Source organism: Pseudomonas sp. PsB, from assembly GCF_043658375.1.
Lineage (GTDB): Bacteria > Pseudomonadota > Gammaproteobacteria > Pseudomonadales > Pseudomonadaceae > Aquipseudomonas > Aquipseudomonas putida_Z.
In genome coordinates, this window is the sequence record NZ_JBIGLU010000002.1 from 175,772 (window position 1) to 197,158 (window position 21,387).

The 21,387-nt window shown below is 62.9% G+C and carries 23 protein-coding genes; 9 read left to right on the forward strand and 14 right to left on the reverse strand.

Annotated features, from left to right (window positions below; translation table 11 throughout):
* Positions 1 to 2: 2 nt before the first annotated feature.
* The 10 genes from flgH to ACGLHT_RS05625 form a co-directional block, all read right to left on the reverse strand.
* Complete coding sequence (gene flgH, locus ACGLHT_RS05580; RefSeq protein ID WP_015271238.1) at positions 3 to 698, reverse strand: flagellar basal body L-ring protein FlgH; 696 nt, start codon at positions 696 to 698, stop codon at positions 3 to 5.
* Positions 699 to 748: 50 nt separating this feature from the next.
* On the reverse strand, positions 749 to 1,534 hold the full coding sequence (gene flgG / locus ACGLHT_RS05585; RefSeq protein WP_013973621.1) for a flagellar basal-body rod protein FlgG: 786 nt from the start codon (positions 1,532 to 1,534) through the stop codon (positions 749 to 751).
* Positions 1,535 to 1,581: 47 nt separating this feature from the next.
* Complete coding sequence (gene flgF, locus ACGLHT_RS05590; RefSeq protein ID WP_025340097.1) at positions 1,582 to 2,322, reverse strand: flagellar basal-body rod protein FlgF; 741 nt, start codon at positions 2,320 to 2,322, stop codon at positions 1,582 to 1,584.
* A 160-nt stretch (positions 2,323 to 2,482) separates the two neighbouring features.
* Positions 2,483 to 2,665 (reverse strand): hypothetical protein, encoded by a 183-nt coding sequence (locus ACGLHT_RS05595; RefSeq protein ID WP_025340098.1) that lies wholly within the window; start codon positions 2,663 to 2,665, stop codon positions 2,483 to 2,485.
* 295 nt (positions 2,666 to 2,960) lie between these two features.
* Positions 2,961 to 4,283, reverse strand: coding sequence for a flagellar hook protein FlgE (flgE, locus tag ACGLHT_RS05600; RefSeq protein WP_274079312.1), 1,323 nt, complete (start codon positions 4,281 to 4,283; stop codon positions 2,961 to 2,963).
* A 28-nt stretch (positions 4,284 to 4,311) separates the two neighbouring features.
* Complete coding sequence (gene flgD, locus ACGLHT_RS05605) at positions 4,312 to 5,013, reverse strand: flagellar hook assembly protein FlgD (RefSeq protein ID WP_025340100.1); 702 nt, start codon at positions 5,011 to 5,013, stop codon at positions 4,312 to 4,314.
* A 12-nt stretch (positions 5,014 to 5,025) separates the two neighbouring features.
* Positions 5,026 to 5,469: a flagellar basal body rod protein FlgC gene (gene flgC / locus ACGLHT_RS05610; protein ID WP_025340101.1), complete on the reverse strand. Its 444-nt coding sequence runs from the start codon at positions 5,467 to 5,469 to the stop codon at positions 5,026 to 5,028.
* A gap of 2 nt (positions 5,470 to 5,471) precedes the next feature.
* The gene (flgB, locus tag ACGLHT_RS05615) at positions 5,472 to 5,882 is read right to left on the reverse strand and encodes a flagellar basal body rod protein FlgB (RefSeq protein WP_137164545.1); all 411 of its coding nucleotides are present in this window, start codon (positions 5,880 to 5,882) and stop codon (positions 5,472 to 5,474) included.
* 368 nt (positions 5,883 to 6,250) lie between these two features.
* Positions 6,251 to 7,078 (reverse strand): protein-glutamate O-methyltransferase CheR, encoded by an 828-nt coding sequence (gene cheR, locus ACGLHT_RS05620; RefSeq protein WP_015271244.1) that lies wholly within the window; start codon positions 7,076 to 7,078, stop codon positions 6,251 to 6,253.
* A gap of 50 nt (positions 7,079 to 7,128) precedes the next feature.
* Positions 7,129 to 8,058 (reverse strand): chemotaxis protein CheV, encoded by a 930-nt coding sequence (locus ACGLHT_RS05625; RefSeq protein WP_039612677.1) that lies wholly within the window; start codon positions 8,056 to 8,058, stop codon positions 7,129 to 7,131.
* A 77-nt stretch (positions 8,059 to 8,135) separates the two neighbouring features.
* Here ACGLHT_RS05625 and flgA point away from each other — a divergent pair, with 77 nt between their 5' ends.
* The 4 genes from flgA to ACGLHT_RS05645 all read left to right on the forward strand — a co-directional run bounded on the left by flgA (position 8,136) and on the right by ACGLHT_RS05645 (position 10,708).
* A complete protein-coding gene (gene flgA / locus ACGLHT_RS05630) occupies positions 8,136 to 8,888 on the forward strand; it encodes a flagellar basal body P-ring formation chaperone FlgA (RefSeq protein ID WP_025340103.1) in 753 nt (250 codons plus the stop codon).
* 164 nt (positions 8,889 to 9,052) lie between these two features.
* On the forward strand, positions 9,053 to 9,367 hold the full coding sequence (gene flgM / locus ACGLHT_RS05635) for a flagellar biosynthesis anti-sigma factor FlgM (protein WP_025340104.1): 315 nt from the start codon (positions 9,053 to 9,055) through the stop codon (positions 9,365 to 9,367).
* A gap of 49 nt (positions 9,368 to 9,416) precedes the next feature.
* On the forward strand, positions 9,417 to 9,884 hold the full coding sequence (locus tag ACGLHT_RS05640) for a flagella synthesis protein FlgN (protein ID WP_061304389.1): 468 nt from the start codon (positions 9,417 to 9,419) through the stop codon (positions 9,882 to 9,884).
* A gap of 80 nt (positions 9,885 to 9,964) precedes the next feature.
* The gene (locus ACGLHT_RS05645; protein WP_274120195.1) at positions 9,965 to 10,708 is read left to right on the forward strand and encodes a flagellar brake protein; all 744 of its coding nucleotides are present in this window, start codon (positions 9,965 to 9,967) and stop codon (positions 10,706 to 10,708) included.
* Between the two features lie 340 nt (positions 10,709 to 11,048).
* On the opposite strand, the gene ACGLHT_RS05650 is transcribed toward ACGLHT_RS05645, so the two are convergent.
* Positions 11,049 to 12,389: an MFS transporter gene (locus ACGLHT_RS05650; protein WP_003257254.1), complete on the reverse strand. Its 1,341-nt coding sequence runs from the start codon at positions 12,387 to 12,389 to the stop codon at positions 11,049 to 11,051.
* A gap of 250 nt (positions 12,390 to 12,639) precedes the next feature.
* Between ACGLHT_RS05650 and ACGLHT_RS05655 the strand changes: the two genes are divergently transcribed.
* On the forward strand, positions 12,640 to 13,224 hold the full coding sequence (locus ACGLHT_RS05655) for a hypothetical protein (RefSeq protein ID WP_137164547.1): 585 nt from the start codon (positions 12,640 to 12,642) through the stop codon (positions 13,222 to 13,224).
* A gap of 24 nt (positions 13,225 to 13,248) precedes the next feature.
* On the opposite strand, the gene bkdR is transcribed toward ACGLHT_RS05655, so the two are convergent.
* On the reverse strand, positions 13,249 to 13,734 hold the full coding sequence (gene bkdR / locus ACGLHT_RS05660) for a Bkd operon transcriptional regulator BkdR (RefSeq protein WP_012273540.1): 486 nt from the start codon (positions 13,732 to 13,734) through the stop codon (positions 13,249 to 13,251).
* A gap of 198 nt (positions 13,735 to 13,932) precedes the next feature.
* Here bkdR and ACGLHT_RS05665 point away from each other — a divergent pair, with 198 nt between their 5' ends.
* Genes ACGLHT_RS05665 through lpdA form a run of 4 tightly spaced genes read left to right on the forward strand, consistent with a single transcriptional unit; the run spans position 13,933 to position 18,894 of the window.
* Positions 13,933 to 15,165, forward strand: a complete 1,233-nt coding sequence (locus ACGLHT_RS05665; protein WP_085614551.1) for a 3-methyl-2-oxobutanoate dehydrogenase (2-methylpropanoyl-transferring) subunit alpha — start codon at positions 13,933 to 13,935, stop codon at positions 15,163 to 15,165.
* 1 nt (position 15,166) lies between these two features.
* Entirely contained in the window at positions 15,167 to 16,225 is a 1,059-nt protein-coding gene (locus ACGLHT_RS05670) for an alpha-ketoacid dehydrogenase subunit beta (RefSeq protein ID WP_015271253.1), read from the forward strand.
* Positions 16,226 to 17,512 (forward strand): dihydrolipoamide acetyltransferase family protein, encoded by a 1,287-nt coding sequence (locus ACGLHT_RS05675; RefSeq protein WP_274079315.1) that lies wholly within the window; start codon positions 16,226 to 16,228, stop codon positions 17,510 to 17,512.
* A gap of 2 nt (positions 17,513 to 17,514) precedes the next feature.
* Positions 17,515 to 18,894, forward strand: a complete 1,380-nt coding sequence (gene lpdA / locus ACGLHT_RS05680; RefSeq protein WP_274120194.1) for a dihydrolipoyl dehydrogenase — start codon at positions 17,515 to 17,517, stop codon at positions 18,892 to 18,894.
* A 243-nt stretch (positions 18,895 to 19,137) separates the two neighbouring features.
* Here the strand turns inward: lpdA and ACGLHT_RS05685 are convergent, their stop codons facing one another.
* Positions 19,138 to 20,136, reverse strand: a complete 999-nt coding sequence (locus ACGLHT_RS05685) for a diguanylate cyclase (protein WP_274120193.1) — start codon at positions 20,134 to 20,136, stop codon at positions 19,138 to 19,140.
* 251 nt (positions 20,137 to 20,387) lie between these two features.
* Entirely contained in the window at positions 20,388 to 21,266 is an 879-nt protein-coding gene (locus ACGLHT_RS05690) for a LysR family transcriptional regulator (protein WP_274120192.1), read from the reverse strand.
* Positions 21,267 to 21,387: the final 121 nt, after the last annotated feature.

Genomic DNA, 21,387 nt, shown 5'->3' on the forward strand with positions numbered 1-21,387 from the left:
ACTCAGAAAGGCCAAAGCGGGCTGATGAAGAAGCGGTCCAGCCACCCGGGCTGGCTGGCATCGGCGAACGAGCCGGTACCGGAATAGGTGATGCGCGCGTCGGCCACGCGAGTGGACGGCACGGTGTTGTCGGTGGCGATGTCGTCGGCGCGGATCATGCCGGCAATGCGCACCAGCTCTTCACCGGTGTTCAGGGTCAGCCACTTCTCGCCGCGCACGGCGATGATGCCGTTGGGCAGCACTTCGGCCACGGTCACGGTGATGGAACCGGTCAGGGTGTTGCCCTGAGTGGCCTTGCTGTCGCCCTTGGTAGCGCGCTCGCCGCTGTAGCCGGCCTCCAGCGACAGGTCACCGCTGCCGAACGGGTTGTTGGTGTTCGGCGTAGTGCCGAACAACGATGTCAGGCCGATGTTGGCGTTGCTGTTTTTCTGGATCTGCGAGCCTGCGTTCTTGCTGGCCGATGTGCGCTCGTTGAGGGTGATGGTGATGATGTCACCCACCCGGAACGCCTTGCGGTCGCTGTACAGGTTCTGCTCGAAACCGGCCTGGTAGATCGAACCGTTGTTGGCCGCTGCCGGCAACGGGGTGCGCGGCAGTACCGGCGCGTAGTACGGGTCGTTGGGCTTGGGCGTCGGCGCGACGCAACCTGCCAGCAACACCGCCCCCCCCAGGGCGAAAACGGACAACAGACGATTCATGACGCTTACCTCACGGGTGCAACGGAGTGACGGGGTTAGAGCTGCCTGCTTCAGAGCTGTTGAGTAACGAACGACAGCATCTGGTCAGCGGTGGAAATGACCTTGGAGTTCATCTCGTAGGCACGCTGGGTGGTGATCATGTTCACCAGCTCTTCCACGGTGCTGACGTTGGAGTTTTCCAGGGTCTGCTGCAGGGTGGTGCCGAAACCGTTCAGGCCCGGGGTGCCGACTTGCGGCGCGCCACTGGCGGCGGTTTCGAGGAACAGGTTGTCGCCAATCGCCTGCAGGCCGGCCGGGTTGATGAAGTCGGCGGTCTGGATGTTGCCGATCACCTGCGCAGCCGGGTTGCCGGCGGTGGTGATCGACACGGTGCCGTCCTGGCCAACGGTGAAGGTCTGCGCGTCGTTCGGCACGACGATGGCAGGCTCCAGCGCGTAACCGTTGGCGGTGACGATCTGGCCGTCGGAGTTCAGGTGGAAGGTACCGTCACGGGTGTACGAAACCGTGCCGTCCGGCTGCAGGATCTGGAAGAAGCCACGGCCGTTGACCGCCATGTCCAGCGGGTTTTCGGTGGTCTGCAGGCTGCCGGCGACGAAGCTTTTCTGGGTGCCGACGATACGCACACCGGTACCGACCTGCAGGCCCGAGGGCAGTTCGCTGTCCTGGGTCGACTGGGCGCCGGGCTGACGGCGGATCTGGTACAGCAGGTCCTGGAACTCGGCGCGGTCACGTTTGAAACCGGTGGTCGAGACGTTGGCCAGGTTGTTGGAAATGACCGTCAGGTTGGTGTCCTGGGCGGACAGGCCGGTTTTAGCGACCCAAAGAGCCGGAAGCATGTTGATTCTCCTCGTGCGCCTGTTTTACGGCACCCGTTCAAAAGTGATTAGCCGATTTGCAAAACCCGAGCCATGGCTTCATCGCCTTCCTTGGCCGTGTTCATCATCTTGACGTGCAGCTCAAACTGACGGGACAGCGCCAGCACCGAGGTCATTTCCTCGACGGCATTGACGTTGCTGCCTTCCAGGAAGCCCGACACCACCCGCACGTTGACGTCGGCGTCGGCCGGCTGGCCGTCGCGGGTATGGATCAACCCATCCAGCCCCTTGGTCATGCCTTTGGTGTCCGGGTTGACCAGCTTGATGCGGTCGACCTCGGCCATCACCCGCGGGTCTTCACCCATGGAGCGAATGCTGATGGTGCCGTCGGCGCCCACTTCCACCTTCTGCTCCGGCGGAATGGCGATCGGGCCGCCGTTGCCGATTACCGGCATGCCGTTGCCGGCACGCAGTACGCCAAGAGCGTCGATGTTCAGGCTGCCGGTACGCACGTAGGCTTCGCTGCCATCGGGCGCCTGCACGGCAATGAAGCCTTTGCCGGTCACCGCCACATCCAGGTCGCGGCCGGTCTCGACCATCGGGCCCTCACTGAAGTCGGTGGCCGGGCGCTCGGTCATGGCAAAGGCGCGCGACGGAAAGCTGTCGCCGAACACCGGCATCGAACGTGCCTGCTCCAGGTCACGCTGAAAACCGTTGGTGGAAATGTTCGCCAGGTTGTTGGCGTGGGCCTTCTGCGCCAGCGCGTTCTGGCTGGCGCCGGTCATGGCCACATAAAGCAGTTTGTCCACAGCATCTCCTCTGCGCGTAGCTGCCGCGCTGTCACTGGGCAGGTTCAAAGCAATAATCGAACCAAGTCTGAAAGCCCTTGTTTACGGGGGTTTCAGCGTGGTGACGGGCATAAAACGTCAGTTTGTCGGCGGATGTTTGCCGCCTGCGGCAAGGGTTTGCTCAGAAGGTGCGGCAAGCGGCGTTGTTGTAGGGGCCGGAATGGCGCACCCAGCCCTCGCCCGGGCTGCTGGCCGAGCACATGTAGCGACCGGTGGCCAGGCTTTGCCATTGGTAGAACGGGGCGGGAGCGGCCGCGAGCGGCAGGGCCATGGCCAGCAGGGCTGTGAGCATTAGCCGTTTCATGAGCGTGAACCTTCAAGATTTCAGGGCCGCCTTTGGGCCCATCGCAGGCAAGCCAGCGCAGAGAACAAATATCGCTCGTCTGACGCGCCCTTTGTAGGAGCAGCCTTGTGCTGCGAAGAGGCCGGTACAAGCAACAGACAGGCTTTGTCAGTACCGGCCTCTTCGCAGCACAAGGCTGCTCCTACAGAACCTCGCCGAACCAATGAGTCATGTGTTGTTGTATGAGAGCTGGCTTGACTGCGATGGGCTGCAAAGCAGCCCCGATTAAAGAAAACACCACACCATCAAACAACCATCAGGTCATCTGGATGATGGTCTGCATGATGGTGCTTTCGGTGGAGATGGTCTTGGCGTTGGCCTGGTAGTTGCTCTGCGCCTTGATCAGGTTGACCAGCTCGCCGGTCAGGTCGACGTTCGAATCTTCCAGCGCACCGCCGGTGATCTGGCCCAGGGTACCGGTGTCCGGGGCGCCGATCACCGGCACGCCCGAGGCGTAAGACTCTTTCCAGCTGGTGCCGCCAATCGGGGTCAGGCCCTGCAGGTTGGCGAAGTTGGCGATGGCCACTTGGCCGATGATCTTGTCCTGGCCGTTGGTGAAGTTGGCGAACATGTTGCCGCTTTGATCGATGGTCAGGCCCGACAGCTCACCGGTAGCGAAGCCGTCCTGGCTCTTGGCGGTGGTGGCACTTGCCGCGTTGTACTGAGTGGTGCCGAGCATATCCAGGTTCACCCCGGCCAGGTTGGCAGTGGCGCCGTTCGGGCTCCATACGCCGGCAGCGTTCTTCTGTGCCGGGATCCAGTTATCCAGGGTGAAGGTCTTGTCGGCAGCGATGGTCATGCCACCGGCTACCGGGCCTGCGGTCATGGCCGCAGTGTCCAGGGTGCCGTCAGACTTGAACGGCAGCTTGTTGGACAGTGGCGTGGTCGAGGTCGGGTCGGCCGGGTTGCGCCCATCGATGGTGGTGTACATGGTCCAGGAGTTGCTGCTGGCATCCTTGACGAAGTACTGGTTCAACTGGTGCGCATTACCCTGGCTGTCGTACACGTCGGTGTTGAACGTGTAGTTGTAGCTGCCGGTATTGGCGGGATCGAACGGCGTCACGGCCGGTGCGGTGGCACTGGAGTTCAGGTTGACGTTCTCGGAGATTTTTCCGGTCGGATTGGGCGTCAGGTTCGAGGTGTCGATCTGCAGGTTGGTCAACACGCCCTGGATGATCTTGCCATTGGCGTCCACGGCATAGCCTTGCAGGTTGGCGCCCGAGGAGTTGACCACGTAACCGTCCTTGTCGCTGTAGAACGCACCGGCACGGGTGTAGATCTTCGAACCGTTGTCGCTCATCACGAAGAAGCCGTTGCCATCGATGGCCATGTCCAAGGCCTGCCCGGTGCCGTTGATATTGCCCGGGGAGAACATCTGCGACACCGCAGCAGTCTTCACACCAGTGCCTACCACGTTCTTGCCGGCACTGGTGCCGCGAATGGAGTTGGAGTACTGGTCGGCGAATTCTGCACGCGACGACTTGAAGCCGGTGGTGGCAACGTTGGCAATGTTGTTGCCGGTAACGTTCAGGGCCTTGTTTGCTGCATAGAGGCCGCTAAGGCCGATATTGAAAGACATGTGTAACTCCTGTCGTTTTGCTCAGGCCCTAGATGCCGATGCTTTGGATTTTGGAAAGCGCAACACTGCCCAGCCCAGCGAGGTTGAGCGTCATCTCCGAACCATTGGTGCCCATGGTCACACTAGTGACCGAGGCCGGCAGGTTGGTGGTCATGGTGGTGGCCTTGCCATCGATCGAGGCGGTGGCCTTGAAGGTGTAGGTACCTGCTGCCACGGCTTCGCCGTCGTCATCCAGGCCATTCCAGGTAAAGTCGATCTTGCCGGCTTTCTGGGTACCCAGGTCGATGGTGCGCACCAGCTTGTCGTCCTTGTCGTAGATGCCCACCGAGGTGGCAGTACTGGACGACGTCAGATTGATCGTGCCTTTCATTTCCTTGCTGGTGTCGACCACAGCCTTGTTGGTCTCGACAATTACGTTGCGCCCGACCAGTGACGACGCCTGCAAGGCCTGGGATGACTGCAGGCCCGCCGCGATATAGGTCACCGAATCATTCAGCGACTGCATGCTTTCGAGGCTGCTGAACTGCGCCAGCTGCGCCACGAACTCGCCGTTCTCCTGCGGGTCGAGCGGGTTCTGGTTCTTCATCTGGGTAACCAGCAGCTGCAGGAATGCATCCTTGCCCAGGGCGCTGCCGGCAGCGCCGGTGCTGCTGTCGGTCTTCGACGTCTGCTTCTGCAGCGAGGTCAGGTACGCGCTACCGACCTCGGTGGTGGAATTGGTGGTGGTCATGTCGGCTTCCTATCACTGCCCCAGGGTCAGGACTTTCTGCATCATGCTCTTGGCCGTATTCATCAGCTCGGCGTTGGTCTGGAACGCGCGGCTGGCGGAGATCATGTCAGCCATCTCCTCGACCACGTTGACGTTCGGGTAGTAGACGTAGCCGTCCTTGTTCGCCGCCGGGTGGTTGGGCTCGTAACGGGCCTCCAGGTTGCTCTGGTCCTCGACGATGCCTTTTACCTGCACGCCCTGCCCTGCTTCGCCCTGGTCTTCGAACAGCGACTGGCTGCCGCCGGCCTGCGCGTCCTGGAAGGTGGTGGCGAACACCGGGTGACGGGCGCGGTAGGTCTGGTCGATGCTCGAGGACACGGTCTCGGCGTTGGCGATGTTGGAAGCAACGGTGTTCAGGCGCGTGTTCTGCGCACTCATGCCGCTACCGGCAATGTTGAAGACACTGGAAAGGGACATGGTCATTCTCCCCGCAGGGCCGAAACCAGCCCTTTGAATTTACTGTTGAGCAAGGTGAAGCTGGCCTGGAAGCCGATGGCGTTTTCGGTGTAGTTCGATTGCTCGATCTGCGCGTCCACGGTGTTCTGGTCGATCGACGGCTGCGTTGGCGTGCGGTACTTGAGGGTATCGTCGGCCATGGCCAGGCCCTCGGCCTCGATATGGCGGCCGTTGGTACGATCGAGGCTGAAACGGCCGCCACTCTGCTGCTTGTCGCTCTCGGCAGCGAGCACCGAGGCGAAGTCCATGTCGCGCGCCTTGTAGTTGGGCGTGTCGGCGTTGGCGATGTTGTTGGCCAGCACTTCGGCACGCTGGGCGCGGAAGCCCAGGGCCTTTTCGTGAATACCAAGCGCCTTGTCGAAACTGATGCTCATGTCGGGGAAACCTTCGGAGGTTGACCGGAATATCGTTGGGCAAGGTATAGCAAGGGCTGTGCCAACCAACAGAAAGCCCGGAAATACGGGCTTGCAGGGCAAGGTGCTGTCAGAGTGATGCCAGAAAAGCGGCAAAGGCCTTCCGCCTTGAGCGGCGAAAGCGGCAATTGCCGGGCGGCAAAAGCGGCAAAACAAAAATTTGACGTCAGCATTTCTCCTGCGCTGGCCTCTTCGCGGGTAAACCCGCTCCCACAGGGTTCTGCACAGCTTTCAAGGGCGGCGCGGTAGCTGTGGGAGCGGGTTTACCCGCGAAGAGGCCGGCACAGGCAAACAAAAAGGCCGGCAACTTTCGCTGCCGGCCTTTGTGCTTACTTCGCCTGGTAGATGATCCCCGGGCTGCACTGCACCATCTGGTAATGGTCCGGCAGCCCGTTCAGCGCCTCGGAAGCCCCGAGGAACAGATACCCACCCGGCTTCAAGGTACTGTGGATACGCAACAGGATGTCCTTCTTCACCTGCGCCGAGAAATAGATCAGCACGTTACGGCAGAACACCACATCGAACTTGCCCAGGCTGGCATAGCTGTCGAGCAGGTTGAACGAGCGGAACTCGACGCGGCTGCGGATCGCCGGCTTGACCGCCCAACGCCCCGGCCCCTTGGTGTCGAAGTAGCGCTGCAGGCGCTCCTGGGACAAGCCACGGGCAATCGCCAGGCTGTCGTACTCGCCGGTCTTGCAGTTGGTCAGCATGGTGCCGGACAGGTCAGTGGCAACGATCTGCGCGCCCATCTTCAACTGGCCGAGGTTGCTGCGCTCGAATTCGTCGATGGCCATCGAGATGGAATACGGCTCCTGCCCCGACGAACAGGCCGCCGACCACATGCGCAGGCGCTGGCCGGGGTTGTTGCGGATGAACTCGGGGATGACCTTGTTCTTCAGCACCTCGAACGGGTAGGTATCGCGAAACCACAGGGTCTCGTTGGTGGTCATGGCATCGACCACCTGCTCGCGCAAGCCGCCACGCGGCTGGGCCTGGATGCGCTGCACCAGCTCGCCCAGGCTCTTGATGCCCTGTTGCTCCATCAGCTTGTTGAGACGGCTGGAAACCAGGTACTGCTTATTCTCGCCCAGCAGGATGCCACAGGCTTTCTCCAGGAAGACCCGGAACTGTTCGAAATCCAAATTACCCGTAGACACTACTGCCGCCTCTTTTAAATCACTGGTGCCGGGGGCCTGCCCCGGCTGCTTCAATGCGTTGCCTTGATCCGGTCGACCACCCGCTGGGCCAGGTCGTCCGGCTTGAACTTGGCCAGGAAGTCATCGGCACCGACCTTCTTGACCATCGCCTGGTTGAACACCCCGGAAAGCGAAGTATGCAGGCAGATGTGCAATTTTTGCATGCGCGGATCGCTGCGGATCTCCGCCGTTAGCGTATAGCCGTCCATTTCCGGCATTTCAATGTCCGAGATCATCATCAGGAACTCTTCTTCCGGCTTCTTGCCTTCATCCACCAGCTGGCGCAGGTAGTTCAGGGCCTGGCGGCCGTCATTGAGCGCCACCACCTCGACCCCCACGGTCTGCAGGCAGCGGCTGACCTGCTTGCGCGCCACCGACGAATCGTCGACGGTGAGCACCCGCAACAGCACGGCCTTGTCCTGCACCTCGGCATCGATCACCCCGGCCGACACCGATTCGGACGACGGCGCCACTTCGGCCAGCACCTTCTCCACATCGATGATCTCGACCATGCGGTTGTCCACCCGGGTGACCGCGGTCAGGTAGTGGTCGCGGCCGGTGCCCTTGGGTGGCGGATGGATTTCTTCCCAGTTCATGTTGACGATGCGCTCCACCGAGTGCACCAGGAAGCCTTGGGTCTTGGTGTTGTACTCGGTGATGATCACGAAACTGTTGCGCGTGTCTTCCTGCAGCGGCCGCAACCCGGTGGCCATCGACAGGTCGAGGATCGGGATGGTCGCCCCGCGTATATTGGCAACACCGCGCACCACCGGGTGCGCCTTGGGCAGCAGGGTCAGCGCAGGGCATTGCAGCACTTCCCTGACCTTGAATACGTTGATGCCGTAAAGCTGCTCGCCATTGAGGCGGAACAGCAGCAATTCCAGGCGATTCTGCCCCACCAGCTGCGTGCGCTGGTTGACCGAATCCATAACACCTGCCATGCCAGACTCCTTTATGTTTCAGCCTTTCGTTGCAACTCAGATAGCGAGTCGGCACGGGCTTTGCTTTTTTGAGCGCCATGTACACGAAAACGACATTTTTCCGACGATTGACGCGCCTGCTGACTGGCTCGCTGGCCATGCTGTGCCTTCTGGTGCCCGGCGTTCGCACGGTAGCGGACGCGTTTACCTTGCCTGAACAGCTTATCGGTGTCACTCAAGGGTTTCTTGAATTCAGCGTCGAAGATTATCTGGCAACCACCCAGACCGCCGGCCGTTACGAGATCCAGGTCAACCCGCTGGACCCGCGCCTGCGCATGCCGCTGTGCAGCCAGCAACTGGACGCCTCGCTGGAAAGCCCGGCCCAGCCGCTGGGCCGCGTCACGGTAAAGGTGCGCTGCGAAGGCACTGCGCCTTGGACCGTATTCGTGCCGGCCACCGTGCGGCTGTTCCGCGACGTGGTGGTGGTGACCCGGCCGCTCAAGCGCGACAACGTGGTGGGCGAAGGCGACGTGGCCCTGCGCGAGCGCGATGTCGGCACCCTGGGCCAAGGCTTCTTGACCGAACTGGAGCAGGCGGTGGGCATGAAGATGCTGCGCCCCACGGTGATCGACCAGGTACTCACCCCGCAACACCTGGAACAGGCCGAGGTGGTGCGCAAGGGCGACCACGTGGTGATCATCGCCCGCAGTGGCAGCCTGAGTGTGCGCATGCCCGGAGAAGCCCTGAGCAAGGGTGGCCTGAGCGAACAGATCCGGGTCCGCAACCTCAATTCCAAACGGGTGATCAAGGCCAGGGTGACCGGCCCCGGCCAGGTCGAGGTAAGTATGTAGCCAGCCCATTGATTTGCGCTGGCGGTGAGGAACCGCTTTTCCTAAACTGTGTCAGAAAACGGGTTCGCGAGCTTGCTGACAGGCGGCTATGCATTTGTGCCTAAAGTTTCTTTCGGGTTGGCCGAAAACAAGGCAAGCGTCCAAATACCCAGAGGTTTCTGATCATGGTCATCGACTTCAGTCGTTTGAATAACTCCCCGTCCGTCACGGGCGGCGTGCGCGGCAACACCGCGAACGGCAGCGCCGAAAAACCGGCAGCCAGCCAGGAAGCGGCAACCGCCACCAGCGCCAGCGGAGAAGCGGTACACCTCAGCCAAGAGGCCCAGCAGTTGCAGAAGATCAGCGACAAGCTGCGCGACGAGCCAGTGGTCAACAGCGCCCGTGTGGCCCAGTTGAAACAGGCAATCGCCGACGGCAGCTACCAGGTCGATGCCGGCCGGGTCGCCAGCAAACTGCTCGATTTCGAAGCCCAGCGCTGACCGTTCGGCGCGCTGACTTCACGGACGCTAGAAAAGCCAAGAGTTAGCCATGCACGACACCACCTTGCTGCAACTGATCGAAGATGACATTGCCCCCATGCAGGAACTGCTTGACCTTCTGCAAAAGGAAGCGATCGCCCTGCATGGCCGCGACATGCCGCTGCTGGAACAGATCCTGGCGCGCAAGCAGTCGTTGATCATCTTGCTCGAGCAGCACGGCCAGCGCCGCAGCCAGTTGCTCGGCAGCCTGGGCCTGAGCGCCGATCGGGCCGGTGTGCAGGCGGTGGCTGCGCAATCGCCCCATGGCGAAGCGATGCTGCAGCGGCTCGACATGCTCTCGCAGCTGATGGACAACTGCCAGCAGGTCAACCAGACCAATGGCCGGATCATCCAGGTGCAGCAACACGTCACCAACAACCAGATCCGGATCCTCATGGGCGGCGATTCTCCGTCGCTCTACGACAGCCGCGGCAGCACCTCGCCGTTGGCCAAGCCACGGGCGCTCAGCCAAGTGTGATTTTTTCTATCAAGGCACGGAACATACTGGCAAAATGCCGTTAATTGCGTGTGTCGCTTTTGCCTGGAGAACGATAAGCCGTGTTCAATGAATCCGATGCCCCGCAGCCGCCAAAGGTGCTGAACACCCCTTTGGAGATTGCGGCCAACTTGCGGCAGCTGCAGGAAAGCCACGACCCCCTGATCACCACCTTCCACGACCGCAGCCAGCGCTTCCAGAGCTACGTGGTGCACGTGGACCGTGAAAGCAACACCCTGGCGCTGGACGAGATGATCCCGCGCGACGGTGAAAAGTTCATCGAGAACGGCGAACACTTCCGCGTCGAAGGCTTCCACGATGGCGTGCGCATCGCCTGGGACTGCAACCACGAGCTGAAGATCAGCGAAGTCGATGGCAACCGCTGCTACCGCGGCGCCATGCCATTGGAGATGACCTACCACCAGCGCCGCAATGCGTTCCGCGCCGCGCTGAAGCTGTCGCAGCTGGTCGATGTCATCCTCGATGGCGCCCACCTCAAGGGCAACGGCGCCCTGCGTGGCAAGCTGCTGGACATCTCCGCCACCGGCTGCAAACTGCGCTTCGAAGGCAATGTCGAGGATCGCCTGCAACTGGGCCAGGTGTACGAGCGTTTCAAGGCGGGCAACCCGCTGGGCCTGGTCGACACCATGGTCGAGCTGCGCCACCTGCACTATGAAGAGCGGATCAACACCACCTTTGCCGGCGTGCGCTTCCATAACCTTACCGGGCAGGCGCAGCGCAAGGTCGAGAGCTTCGTGTACCAGTTGCAGCGTGAGGCGCGGCGGTTCGACAAGGACGACTATTGATCGTCGGCCGAGTACAAAAACGCCACCTATCAAGGTGGCGTTTTCATTTGTGCTTCTCCTGTGCCGGCCTCTTCGCGGGCACGCCCGCTCCCACAGAACTGCACATAACTCATTGAATTAGCAGGGACTCTGTGGGAGCGGCTTTAGCCGCGAACACCGGCGCAGCCGGTGCCATGCACCGCGTTGGCTTCTTCGCGGCTAAAGCCACTCCCACAGGGTACGCGTACTGCTTGCAGATCCAGTTATCTACGCGAAAGCTCTCCCACAGGTACAGCGCATGCTTCGAACCCGGCGCGGTCGCTGTGGGAGCGGGCGTGCCCGCGAAGAGGCCGGCACAGGCCTACACCGACTTGCTGACCTCACCTTCCGGCTCAGGCTCCTTGTCAGCCCCCTTCTCTTCCGCCTCGGTATCCTCCGCCGCCACCGGTGCCTGCATCACCTCCTGTACCGTCTGCTCATCCACCCGTGGGTCCAGCGCCGCCGACAGTGGCGAACCGGCAGCCGGCATGGCAACGTGGCCCAAAGGCGCATCCTGCACCTGGTGCAGCCCGGTGACCGCCTTCGGCCGAATGCGCCACACCAGCACCAGGGCAAAGAACACGAAGAAGGCATACAGCATCTGCGGGCCCAGCACCTTCATCAGCACGCCTGCCGCCAGCGGCCCGATACACGCGCCCACGCCGTAGGTCACCAGCAGCATTGCGGTCAGCGACACCCGCCGTTCGCTTTCCACATGGTCGTTGGAAAACGCCACCGCCAGCGGGTACAGGCAGAACTGCAGCAACGAAATCACGAAACCTATGCCGAACAGCAACTCCAGCGGCACGCTGGGCAACATCGCCAGCGGCGCCGAGGCCAGCGCCAACCCCACCGCCACGCTGCGGATCAGCACGGCCCGATCGTAGCGGTCAGACAACCAGCCCAGCGGCCACTGCACCAGCAGGCCGGCAAAGATGCAGCTACCCATGAACAGGCCGACCTGCTCGGTAGTCATGCCCTGGCTGGAGGCATACAAGGGCGCCAGGCCATAGAACGAGCCGACGATCAGCCCCGAACCCAGCACCGTGCTGAGCGACTGCGGCACGCGCTTGATGAAGAACTTCGGCTCCATCGGGGCCGGGCGCAACGGTGCGGGGTGTATGCGCCGGGTCATGGCGACCGGCACCAGGCACAGGGTGAAACACATGGCCACCAGCATCAGCAGCTCCAGGCCAAGCTGTGGGTGCACCACCAGGATCAGCTGGCCGAGCACCAGGCCCAGGTAGGAGGCGATCATGTAGCCGCTGAACACCGCGCCACGATGCTTCACGTCGGCCTGCTCGTTCAGCCAGCTCTCGATGACCATGTACTGGCACATCATCCCCAGGCCGACGATCATCCGCAGCCCGACCCAGGCCGGCAGCCAACTGGTCAAGCCATGGCCGAGCACCGCCGCGCCGACAATGCCGGCGCAAGTGGCATAGGCGCGAATGTGCCCTACCCGGCCAATCAACCGGTGGCCGACCTTGCCGCCTACCGCCAGGCCAAAGTAGTTGGCCGCCATCAAGGCACCCACCCACAGGCTGTCGACATGATCGGCTGCCAGGCGCAGGGCCAGGTAGGTACTGAGCAGGCCCGAGCCGATCAACATCATCAGCGCGGCGAAATACAACGACTGAAACGGCTTCCAGATATTTCGCATAGGTCCCTTGCGGCTCCCGGGTCAGGTGGCGATGGGTTGCAGACAAGCATAAGGGCAAATGCCAAGGAATGAGTGCGGTGGCGGGTAAAATGCTGTTGCCGGGGCGCGTCCGGTGCAGGTCATGTCGCGATCAGGCCTGTACAGCAGGCTGACAGGCACCCCCTTCCGTTGGCTGAAACGCATCCATGTCCCAAGTCGACAGGCAGTGCCTTAGCCTGGGCTACCGCCTCAGCAATCATCGGAGACTTACATGATAAGGGCCAATTTCACCGCTACACTTTCTAACGTCCACCGTGGCCAGATAGTTGTTGCGGACAACAACGTACACCCAGTGCTTGGCCTGGATGAAGACGGCTGGCTGTGCACCACCGCCGCGCGCAGGAGCGTGCCACGCAGTGCAAATGAATTCCAACGACTTGCATTCCATTTCGAATTTATCGAGCACCGTGAAGACCGCACGCACTACTACATTACCTGCGCAGAACACTGGGCCTATATTGGCGCCAGGCTTGAAAGCAGTTCCAATGGCTGGCTAGGCCTGTATGGTACGCATGTGGCCGGGCGGGTCCGGGCTGTGCTCAACGCCCCACATCCGTACAACCTGCTACGTACCCGGCCCTACTGGAAAATCGAAACGCTCCAGCCATGGGACGGCACAGTGGAGAGCGCCGGCTTTGTTCCCTTCTACCTGCGGGACATGAACGGCTACCGTGTTGCGGAGTCGCTCTCGGACAATGTCCCGGTACTTGACCTGGGCCGCCAGTACTACCTCAACGCCGGCGAGCGCACCGGTGACGTGCTCGAATTCTTCCTGAGCGATATTCAGCTGACCTGACCAGCAAGCGCAGTACTCGGACGGCTACTCCCGCAAGGTCATGCCATTGGCCGGCAGCGGCAAGGCCGTCTTGTAGCGCACCTGCTTCAAGGCAAAACTGGAACGGATGTTGGCCACCCCTGGCAACCGAGTCAGGTAATCCAGGAACCGTTCCAGCGCCTGGATGCTGGGCAGCAGTACCCGCAACAGGTAGTCCGGATCGCCCGTCATCAGGTAGCACTCCATCACTTCTGGCCGTTCGGCAATTTCTTCCTCGAAACGGTGCAACGACTGCTCGACCTGTTTTTCCAGGCTTACATGGATGAACACGTTCACGTCCAGCCCCAACGCCTCGGGCGACAGCAAGGTCACCTGCTGGCGGATCACCCCCAGTTCTTCCATGGCCCGCACCCGGTTGAAGCACGGCGTGGGAGACAGGTTCACCGAGCGGGCCAGTTCGGCGTTGGTGATGCGGGCATTTTCCTGCAGGCTGTTGAGAATGCCGATATCGGTACGATCGAGTTTGCGCATGAGACAAAATCACCGGTTTTTTGTGTTTATGCGGAATGTTTATCTGCCCTGCTCGGCAAAGGCAATCAACTTGAGAGAAAAATTCTCCTGCCGGCCCACTAAGATGTAGGGGACGCTGACCTACCAGTCACAAGCCGGTACTCAGCGGCGGCCGCTTCAGAGCTCACAAAAACAAATACCCGAGCGAGCGTAAAAAGCATGAACGAGTACGCCCCCCTGCGTTTGCATGTGCCCGAGCCTACCGGCCGGCCAGGCTGCCAGACCGATTTCTCCTACCTGCGCCTGAACGATGCAGGTCAAGCCCGTAAACCCCCAGTCGATGTCGACGCTGCCGACACCGCGGACCTGTCCTACAGCCTGATCCGCGTGCTCGACGAGCAAGGCGACGCGCAAGGCCCGTGGGCCGAAGACATCGACCCGCAAGTTCTCCGTCAGGGCATGCGCGCCATGCTCAAGACACGGATTTTCGACAGCCGCATGGTGGTCGCCCAGCGCCAGAAGAAGATGTCCTTCTACATGCAGAGCCTGGGTGAAGAAGCCATCGGCAGCGGCCAGGCCCTGGCGCTGAACCGCACCGACATGTGCTTCCCCACCTACCGCCAGCAAAGCATCCTGATGGCCCGCGACGTGTCGCTGGTCGAGATGATCTGCCAGCTGCTGTCCAACGAGCGTGACCCGCTCAAGGGCCGCCAGCTGCCGATCATGTATTCGGTACGCGACGCCGGTTTCTTCACCATCAGCGGCAACCTGGCAACCCAGTTCGTGCAGGCGGTCGGCTGGGCCATGGCCTCGGCGATCAAGGGCGATACCAAGATCGCCTCGGCGTGGATCGGCGACGGCGCAACCGCCGAGTCGGACTTCCACACCGCCCTCACCTTCGCCCACGTGTACCGCGCCCCGGTGATCCTCAACGTGGTCAACAACCAGTGGGCGATCTCCACCTTCCAGGCCATCGCCGGTGGCGAGTCGACCACCTTCGCCGGCCGTGGCGTGGGTTGCGGCATTGCCTCGCTGCGGGTTGACGGCAACGACTTCGTCGCCGTGTACGCCGCCTCGCGCTGGGCCGCAGAACGCGCCCGTCGCGGCCTGGGCCCATGCCTGATCGAGTGGGTCACCTACCGTGCCGGCCCGCACTCGACCTCGGACGACCCGTCCAAGTACCGCCCGGCCGATGACTGGAGCCACTTCCCGCTCGGCGACCCGATCGCCCGCCTGAAGCAGCACCTGATCAAGATCGGCCACTGGTCCGAGGAAGAACACCAGGCCACCACTGCCGAGCTGGAAGCCGCGGTGATCGCCGCGCAGAAGGAAGCCGAGCAGTACGGCACCCTGGCCAACGGTCACATCCCGAGTGCCGCCTCGATGTTCGAGGACGTGTACAAGGAAATGCCCGACCACCTGCGCCGTCAACGCCAGGAACTGGGGGTTTGACATGAACGACCACAACAACAGCATCAACCCGGAAACCGCCATGGCCACCACTACCATGACCATGATCCAGGCCCTGCGCTCGGCCATGGATGTCATGCTCGAGCGCGACGACAATGTGGTGATCTACGGCCAGGACGTCGGTTACTTCGGCGGCGTGTTCCGCTGCACCGAAGGCCTGCAGAACAAGTACGGCAAGTCCCGTGTGTTTGACGCGCCGATCTCCGAGAGCGGCATCGTCGGCACCGCCGTGGGCATGGGTGCCTACGGCCTGCGCCCGGTGGTGGAAATCCAGTTCGCCGACTACTTCTACCCGGCCTCCGACCAGATCGTTTCCGAGATGGCGCGCCTGCGTTACCGTTCGGCCGGCGAGTTCATCGCCCCGCTGACCCTGCGCATGCCCTGCGGTGGCGGGATCTATGGCGGCCAGACCCACAGCCAGAGCCCGGAAGCGATGTTCACCCAGGTGTGCGGCCTGCGCACTGTCATGCCGTCCAACCCGTATGACGCCAAGGGCCTGCTGATCGCCTCGATCGAATGCGATGACCCGGTAATCTTCCTGGAACCCAAGCGCCTGTACAACGGCCCGTTCGACGGCCACCACGACCGCCCTGTAACGCCGTGGTCGAAGCACCCGCAAAGCGCGGTGCCCGATGGCTACTACAGCGTGCCGCTGGACAAGGCGGCCATTACCCGCCCCGGCAATGACGTGACCGTGCTGACCTACGGCACCACGGTGTACGTGGCCCAGGTGGCCGCCGAAGAAACCGGCGTCGACGCCGAGGTGATCGACCTGCGCAGCCTGTGGCCGCTGGACCTGGAGACCATCGTCGAGTCGGTGAAAAAGACCGGCCGCTGCGTGGTGGTACACGAGGCCACCCGCACCTGCGGCTTCGGCGCCGAACTGGTGTCGCTGGTGCAGGAACACTGCTTCCACCATCTGGAGGCGCCGATCGAGCGCGTCACCGGCTGGGACACCCCCTACCCCCACGCACAGGAATGGGCTTACTTCCCAGGGCCTTCGCGGGTAGGTGCGGCATTGAAAAAGGTCATGGAGGTCTGAATGGGCACGCACGTCATCAAGATGCCGGACATTGGCGAAGGCATCGCGCAGGTCGAGTTGGTCGAGTGGTTCGTCAAGGTCGGCGACATGATCGCCGAAGACCAGGTAGTGGCCGACGTCATGACCGACAAGGCCACCGTGGAAATCCCTTCGCCGGTCAGCGGCAAGGTGCTGGCACTGGGTGGGCAGCCCGGTGAAGTGATGGCGGTCGGCAGCGAGCTGATCCGCATCGAAGTGGAAGGCAGCGGCAACCATGTGGATGTGCCCACCAAGGATGTGCCCAAGCCCGAACAGGTCGAGGCCCCCGCTGCCCCGGTAGCCGCCAAGCCAGAGCCGCAGAAGGAAGCAAGACCGGCCGCGTGCCAGGCGCCCGTCAACCACGAGGCAGCCCCGATCGTGCCGCGCCAGCCAGGCGACAAGCCGCTGGCCTCGCCGGCGGTGCGCAAGCGTGCCCTGGATGCCGGTATCGAACTGCGTTACGTGCATGGCAGCGGCCCGGCCGGGCGCATCCTGCACGAAGACCTCGACGCCTTCATGAGCAAGCCGCACAGCGCTGGCGGACAAGCCCCGAGCGGCTATGCCAAGCGCACCGACAGCGAGCAGGTGCCAGTGATCGGCCTGCGCCGCAAGATCGCCCAGCGCATGCAGGACGCCAAGCGCCGGGTCGCGCACTTCAGCTATGTGGAAGAAATCGACGTCACCGCCCTGGAAGCACTGCGCCAGCAACTCAACAGCAAGCACGGCGACAGCCGCGGCAAGCTGACCCTGCTGCCGTTCCTGGTGCGTGCGCTGGTCGTGGCACTGCGCGACTTCCCGCAGATCAACGCCACCTATGACGACGAAGCCCAGGTCATCACCCGCCATGGCGCGGTGCATGTGGGCATCGCCACCCAGGGTGACAACGGCCTGATGGTGCCAGTTCTGCGCCATGCCGAAGCTGGCAGCCTGTGGAGCAATGCCGGCGAGATCTCGCGCCTGGCCAACGCTGCCCGCAACAACAAGGCCAGCCGCGACGAGCTGTCCGGTTCGACCATCACCCTGACCAGCCTGGGCGCCCTGGGCGGTATCGTCAGCACACCGGTGGTCAACACCCCGGAAGTGGCGATCGTCGGCGTCAACCGCATGGTCGAGCGGCCTGTGGTGATCGACGGCCAGATCGTCGTGCGCAAGATGATGAACCTGTCCAGCTCGTTCGACCACCGCGTGGTCGATGGCATGGACGCCGCGCTGTTCATCCAGGCCGTGCGCGGCCTGCTCGAACAACCCGCCTGCCTGTTCGTGGAGTGAGCATGCAACAGACTATCCAGACTACCCTGTTGATCATCGGCGGCGGCCCTGGCGGCTACGTGGCTGCCATCCGCGCCGGGCAACTGGGCATCCCCACCGTGCTGGTGGAAGGCCAGGCACTGGGCGGTACCTGCCTGAACATCGGCTGCATCCCGTCCAAGGCGCTGATCCACGTGGCCGAGCAGTTCCACCAGACCTCGCGCTTTGCCGGCCCGTCGGAGCTGGGCATCAGCGTCTCCTCGCCGCGCCTGGACATCGGCCAGAGCGTGGCCTGGAAGGACGGCATCGTCGACCGCCTGACCACCGGCGTCGCCGCCCTGCTGAAAAAGCACGGGGTCAAGGTGATCCATGGCTGGGCGAAGGTGCTCGACGGCAAACAGGTCGAGGTCGATGGCCAGCGTATCCAGTGCGAGCACCTGTTGCTGGCCACTGGCTCCAGCAGCGTCGAACTGCCGATGCTGCCGCTGGGTGGGCCGATCATTTCCTCGACCGAAGCCCTGGCGCCGAAAACCCTGCCGCAGCACTTGGTAGTGGTGGGCGGTGGCTACATCGGCCTCGAGCTGGGCATCGCCTACAGCAAGCTGGGCGCCCGGGTCAGCGTGGTGGAGGCGCGCGAGCGCATCCTGCCAACCTACGACAGCGAGCTGACCGCCCCGGTGGCCGAATCGCTGAAGAAGCTGGGCATCACCCTGCACCTGGGCCATAGCGTCGAAGGTTACGAAGGCGGCTGCCTGCTGGCCCGTGATGGCCAGGGCGGCCAACTGCGCCTGGAAGCCGACCAGGTGCTGGTGGCCGTGGGCCGTCGGCCGCGCACGCAAGGTTTCAACCTGGAGTGCCTGGACCTGAAGATGAACGGCGCCGCCGTCGCCATCGACGAGCGCTGCCAGACCAGCATGCGCAACGTCTGGGCCATCGGCGACGTGGCCGGTGAACCGATGCTGGCGCACCGGGCCATGGCCCAGGGCGAGATGGTCGCCGAGATCATCGCCGGCAAGGCACGCCGTTTCGAACCCAGCGCGATTGCCGCGGTGTGTTTCACCGACCCGGAAGTGGTGGTGGTCGGCAAGACCCCGGAACAAGTTAGCCAGCAAGGGCTGGACTGCATCGTCGCGCAGTTCCCGTTTGCCGCCAATGGTCGGGCCATGAGCCTGGAATCGAAAAGCGGTTTCGTGCGGGTGGTGGCGCGCCGTGACAACCACCTGATCCTGGGTTGGCAGGCGGTTGGCGTGGCGGTTTCCGAGTTGTCGACGGCGTTTGCCCAGTCGCTGGAGATGGGCGCGTGCCTGGAGGATGTGGCCGGCACCATCCATGCCCACCCGACACTGGGTGAGGCGGTACAGGAAGCGGCACTGCGCGCCCTGGGCCACGCCCTGCATATCTGACACTGAAGCGGCCGAGGCCGATTTGGCCCGCAGCGCTCCAGGCGTTGCGGGTCTTTTTTCATTCAGGCCTTACGGCGGTCCAAGACGCTGAAGCTAGCGCGACCGCTGTAGGAGCGGCCTTGTGTCGCGAAAGGGCTGCGTAGCAGCCCCGGCAATTTGTGCATCCTCGCTGAAACCCTGGGGCTGCTTCGCAGCCCTTTCGCGACATAAGGCCGCTCCTACAGGGGATCTGCGCCAGGCGGCCTATTCGGCTATCGCGTTCTTGCCAGCATCCTTGGCCCGGTACAGCGCCGTGTCGGCACGCGCCAGCAGTGCATGCTGGTCCTCTCCTTCCTGCCATTGCACCACGCCGTAACTCATGGTCAGCCGGCAATCGCCCACCGGCTCCACCTGCACCATCGCCTGGCGCAAGCGTGCTGCCACCTCCAGCGCCTCGCCCAGCGAGGCCTGCGGCAATACGATGACGAACTCGTCCCCACCCCAGCGCGCCAGCAGGTCCTGCTCCCGCAGGCAAGCACGCAGGACATCGACCACCCGCACCAGCGCCGCATCGCCACGGGCATGGCCATAGCGGTCATTGATCGGCTTGAAGTCGTCCACGTCCATGGCTATCAGCGACAACGGCTGGCGAAAGCGCTTGGCACGCTCGCACTCCAGTTGCAGCGCCTTCTCCAGCCGATAGCGGTTGGCAACGCGGGTCAACGCGTCGCGCTCGGCCAGCTCGCGGTTTTCATCCAGCTGCCGCTGCAACTGCTGGTTCACCCAGGACAGCTCGCGGGTGCGTTCGGCCACCTGGCTTTCCAGCGACTGGTTCCTCTGCTCCAGTTGCGCCACCAGGCGCTTGTTGGCGTCGATGTTGCGGTGGGCACCGAGCATGCGCGCCACCGAGCCGTCCTCGTTATGGGCGATGATGTAGCCGCTGTCTTCGATCCACAGGTAGCTGCCATCGTGGCAACGGCAGCGGTATTCGACCAGGTAGTGCTCGTTGCGCTGGTTGATGTACGCCTCGAAATGCGCCATCACCCGCGAGTAGTCCTCCGGGTGGATCACGCTTTCCCAGGTGAGCACCGAGTTGGCCATGGAGTGACTGGGGTAGCCGAGCATGGCGTACCAGCCCGGGTTGCGATAGACGTAGCCGGTATTGGCATTCCAGTCCCAGATACCATCGCTGATCAGATCGAACAACGTATGCAACTGCTGTTCACTGAAGCCGGCGGGTACCGGCCGGGTTTCCTGACTCATGGACGCTCTCCCTGATGCCCAGCCACAAGTGGCATGCCTCTGACGGGCAAGCATATGCCTAGCGTGGCACCATCGGAATAGCCCCAACGCCCTATTTTCGCGGTGCTGACGACGGGCATGGCATTTGCCCCGTTCGGCCTCTGTGGGAGCGGGCGTGCCCGCGAAGCAGGCGCTGCGGTGTAGGGCACCGGCTTCGCCGGTGTTCGCGGGCACGCCCGCTCCCACAGACACCGTGCATGGCTTGAGGGCGCTCAAGCCAACTGCAACAGCGCCTCCTCCACGGCAGCAACCACCTGGTTGCCCTTGGCACCCGGCAGCCGCCATGCGGCGATGGTCATGCCCAGTGGCACCGCGCGGTCGATGGGGGCGACCAGTTCGCCGCTGTCGAGGTAGCGTTGCACCAGGCTTCTGCGCCCTATCAGCACCCCGGCGGCCAGCAAGGCTTGCTGCAGGGCGATCGAGTACAGGGAAAAACCCGGCCCACGGGCAACGAACTTGTGCCCGGGCATCACCGCCCCCGTCCACACCGCCCAGTCGTTCCAGCCCACGTCGGCGATGCAACGGGCGTCGGCAAGGTCCTCGGGCTTGGCGATGCCGGCGGCCAGGGCCGGCACGCACACGGGCAGGACTTCTTCCGTGGCTATCCTGCGTTGCCAGCGCTCGGGCTTTTCGGTGTAGAACAGGCACAGGTCGAACGGGCTGCGCTTCAGGTTGGGCGGCTCATCCACCGCCGTCACCGAGATCTCTATGGGTGCCAGCAGCCGGGTCAGTTCCGGCAGGCGTGGCCCGATCCACAACTGCGCCAAGGCAGGGGATGTGACGATATGCACCCGCTGCGGTGCGGCCAGGCGGCGCAGTGTGCGTGCAGCGGCTTCCACGGCGTCGAACGCCTCGGTGAACTGGCCTTTCACGCTTTCACCCAAGGGCGTCAGGCGTACACCTTTGGCATGGCGCTCGAACAAGGCTGCGCCATATTCGCTTTCCAGGGTCTTGACCAGGGCGGCGATGGCCCCCGGGGTCACCTTCAGCTCGAGTGCGGCACGGGCAAAACCGCCCAGGCGGGCTGACGCTTCGAAGGCACGCAAGGCATTGAGCTGCAGCGAGTGCCGGGTAGGGGTATCGAGGTGCACGGTTTCAGGCCTATTTTTTTTAGGCCTACTATTCCAGAAATCTGACGTTGAGGCCAACTGTCGCGCGCATTAACGTGGACGTACCGCCCTTGCACCGTCTGCACTCTTTCAAGGATTTCAA

Excerpts from the sequence above, each read along its gene's own strand:
- flgH (WP_015271238.1), bottom strand. The coding sequence starts at position 698 with ATGAATCGTCTGTTGTCCGTTTTCGCCCTGGGGGGGGCGGTGTTGCTG.
- flgG (WP_013973621.1), bottom strand. The coding sequence starts at position 1,534 with ATGCTTCCGGCTCTTTGGGTCGCTAAAACCGGCCTGTCCGCCCAGGAC.
- ACGLHT_RS05595 (WP_025340098.1), bottom strand. The coding sequence starts at position 2,665 with ATGAAACGGCTAATGCTCACAGCCCTGCTGGCCATGGCCCTGCCGCTC.
- flgE (WP_274079312.1), bottom strand. The coding sequence starts at position 4,283 with ATGTCTTTCAATATCGGCCTTAGCGGCCTCTATGCAGCAAACAAGGCC.
- flgD (WP_025340100.1), bottom strand. The coding sequence starts at position 5,013 with ATGACCACCACCAATTCCACCACCGAGGTCGGTAGCGCGTACCTGACC.
- flgC (WP_025340101.1), bottom strand. The coding sequence starts at position 5,469 with ATGTCCCTTTCCAGTGTCTTCAACATTGCCGGTAGCGGCATGAGTGCG.
- flgB (WP_137164545.1), bottom strand. The coding sequence starts at position 5,882 with ATGAGCATCAGTTTCGACAAGGCGCTTGGTATTCACGAAAAGGCCCTG.
- ACGLHT_RS05625 (WP_039612677.1), bottom strand. The coding sequence starts at position 8,058 with ATGGCAGGTGTTATGGATTCGGTCAACCAGCGCACGCAGCTGGTGGGG.
- flgA (WP_025340103.1), top strand. The coding sequence starts at position 8,136 with ATGTACACGAAAACGACATTTTTCCGACGATTGACGCGCCTGCTGACT.
- flgM (WP_025340104.1), top strand. The coding sequence starts at position 9,053 with ATGGTCATCGACTTCAGTCGTTTGAATAACTCCCCGTCCGTCACGGGC.
- ACGLHT_RS05640 (WP_061304389.1), top strand. The coding sequence starts at position 9,417 with ATGCACGACACCACCTTGCTGCAACTGATCGAAGATGACATTGCCCCC.
- ACGLHT_RS05650 (WP_003257254.1), bottom strand. The coding sequence starts at position 12,389 with ATGCGAAATATCTGGAAGCCGTTTCAGTCGTTGTATTTCGCCGCGCTG.
- ACGLHT_RS05655 (WP_137164547.1), top strand. The coding sequence starts at position 12,640 with ATGATAAGGGCCAATTTCACCGCTACACTTTCTAACGTCCACCGTGGC.
- bkdR (WP_012273540.1), bottom strand. The coding sequence starts at position 13,734 with ATGCGCAAACTCGATCGTACCGATATCGGCATTCTCAACAGCCTGCAG.
- ACGLHT_RS05665 (WP_085614551.1), top strand. The coding sequence starts at position 13,933 with ATGAACGAGTACGCCCCCCTGCGTTTGCATGTGCCCGAGCCTACCGGC.
- ACGLHT_RS05670 (WP_015271253.1), top strand. The coding sequence starts at position 15,167 with ATGAACGACCACAACAACAGCATCAACCCGGAAACCGCCATGGCCACC.
- ACGLHT_RS05675 (WP_274079315.1), top strand. The coding sequence starts at position 16,226 with ATGGGCACGCACGTCATCAAGATGCCGGACATTGGCGAAGGCATCGCG.
- lpdA (WP_274120194.1), top strand. The coding sequence starts at position 17,515 with ATGCAACAGACTATCCAGACTACCCTGTTGATCATCGGCGGCGGCCCT.
- ACGLHT_RS05685 (WP_274120193.1), bottom strand. The coding sequence starts at position 20,136 with ATGAGTCAGGAAACCCGGCCGGTACCCGCCGGCTTCAGTGAACAGCAG.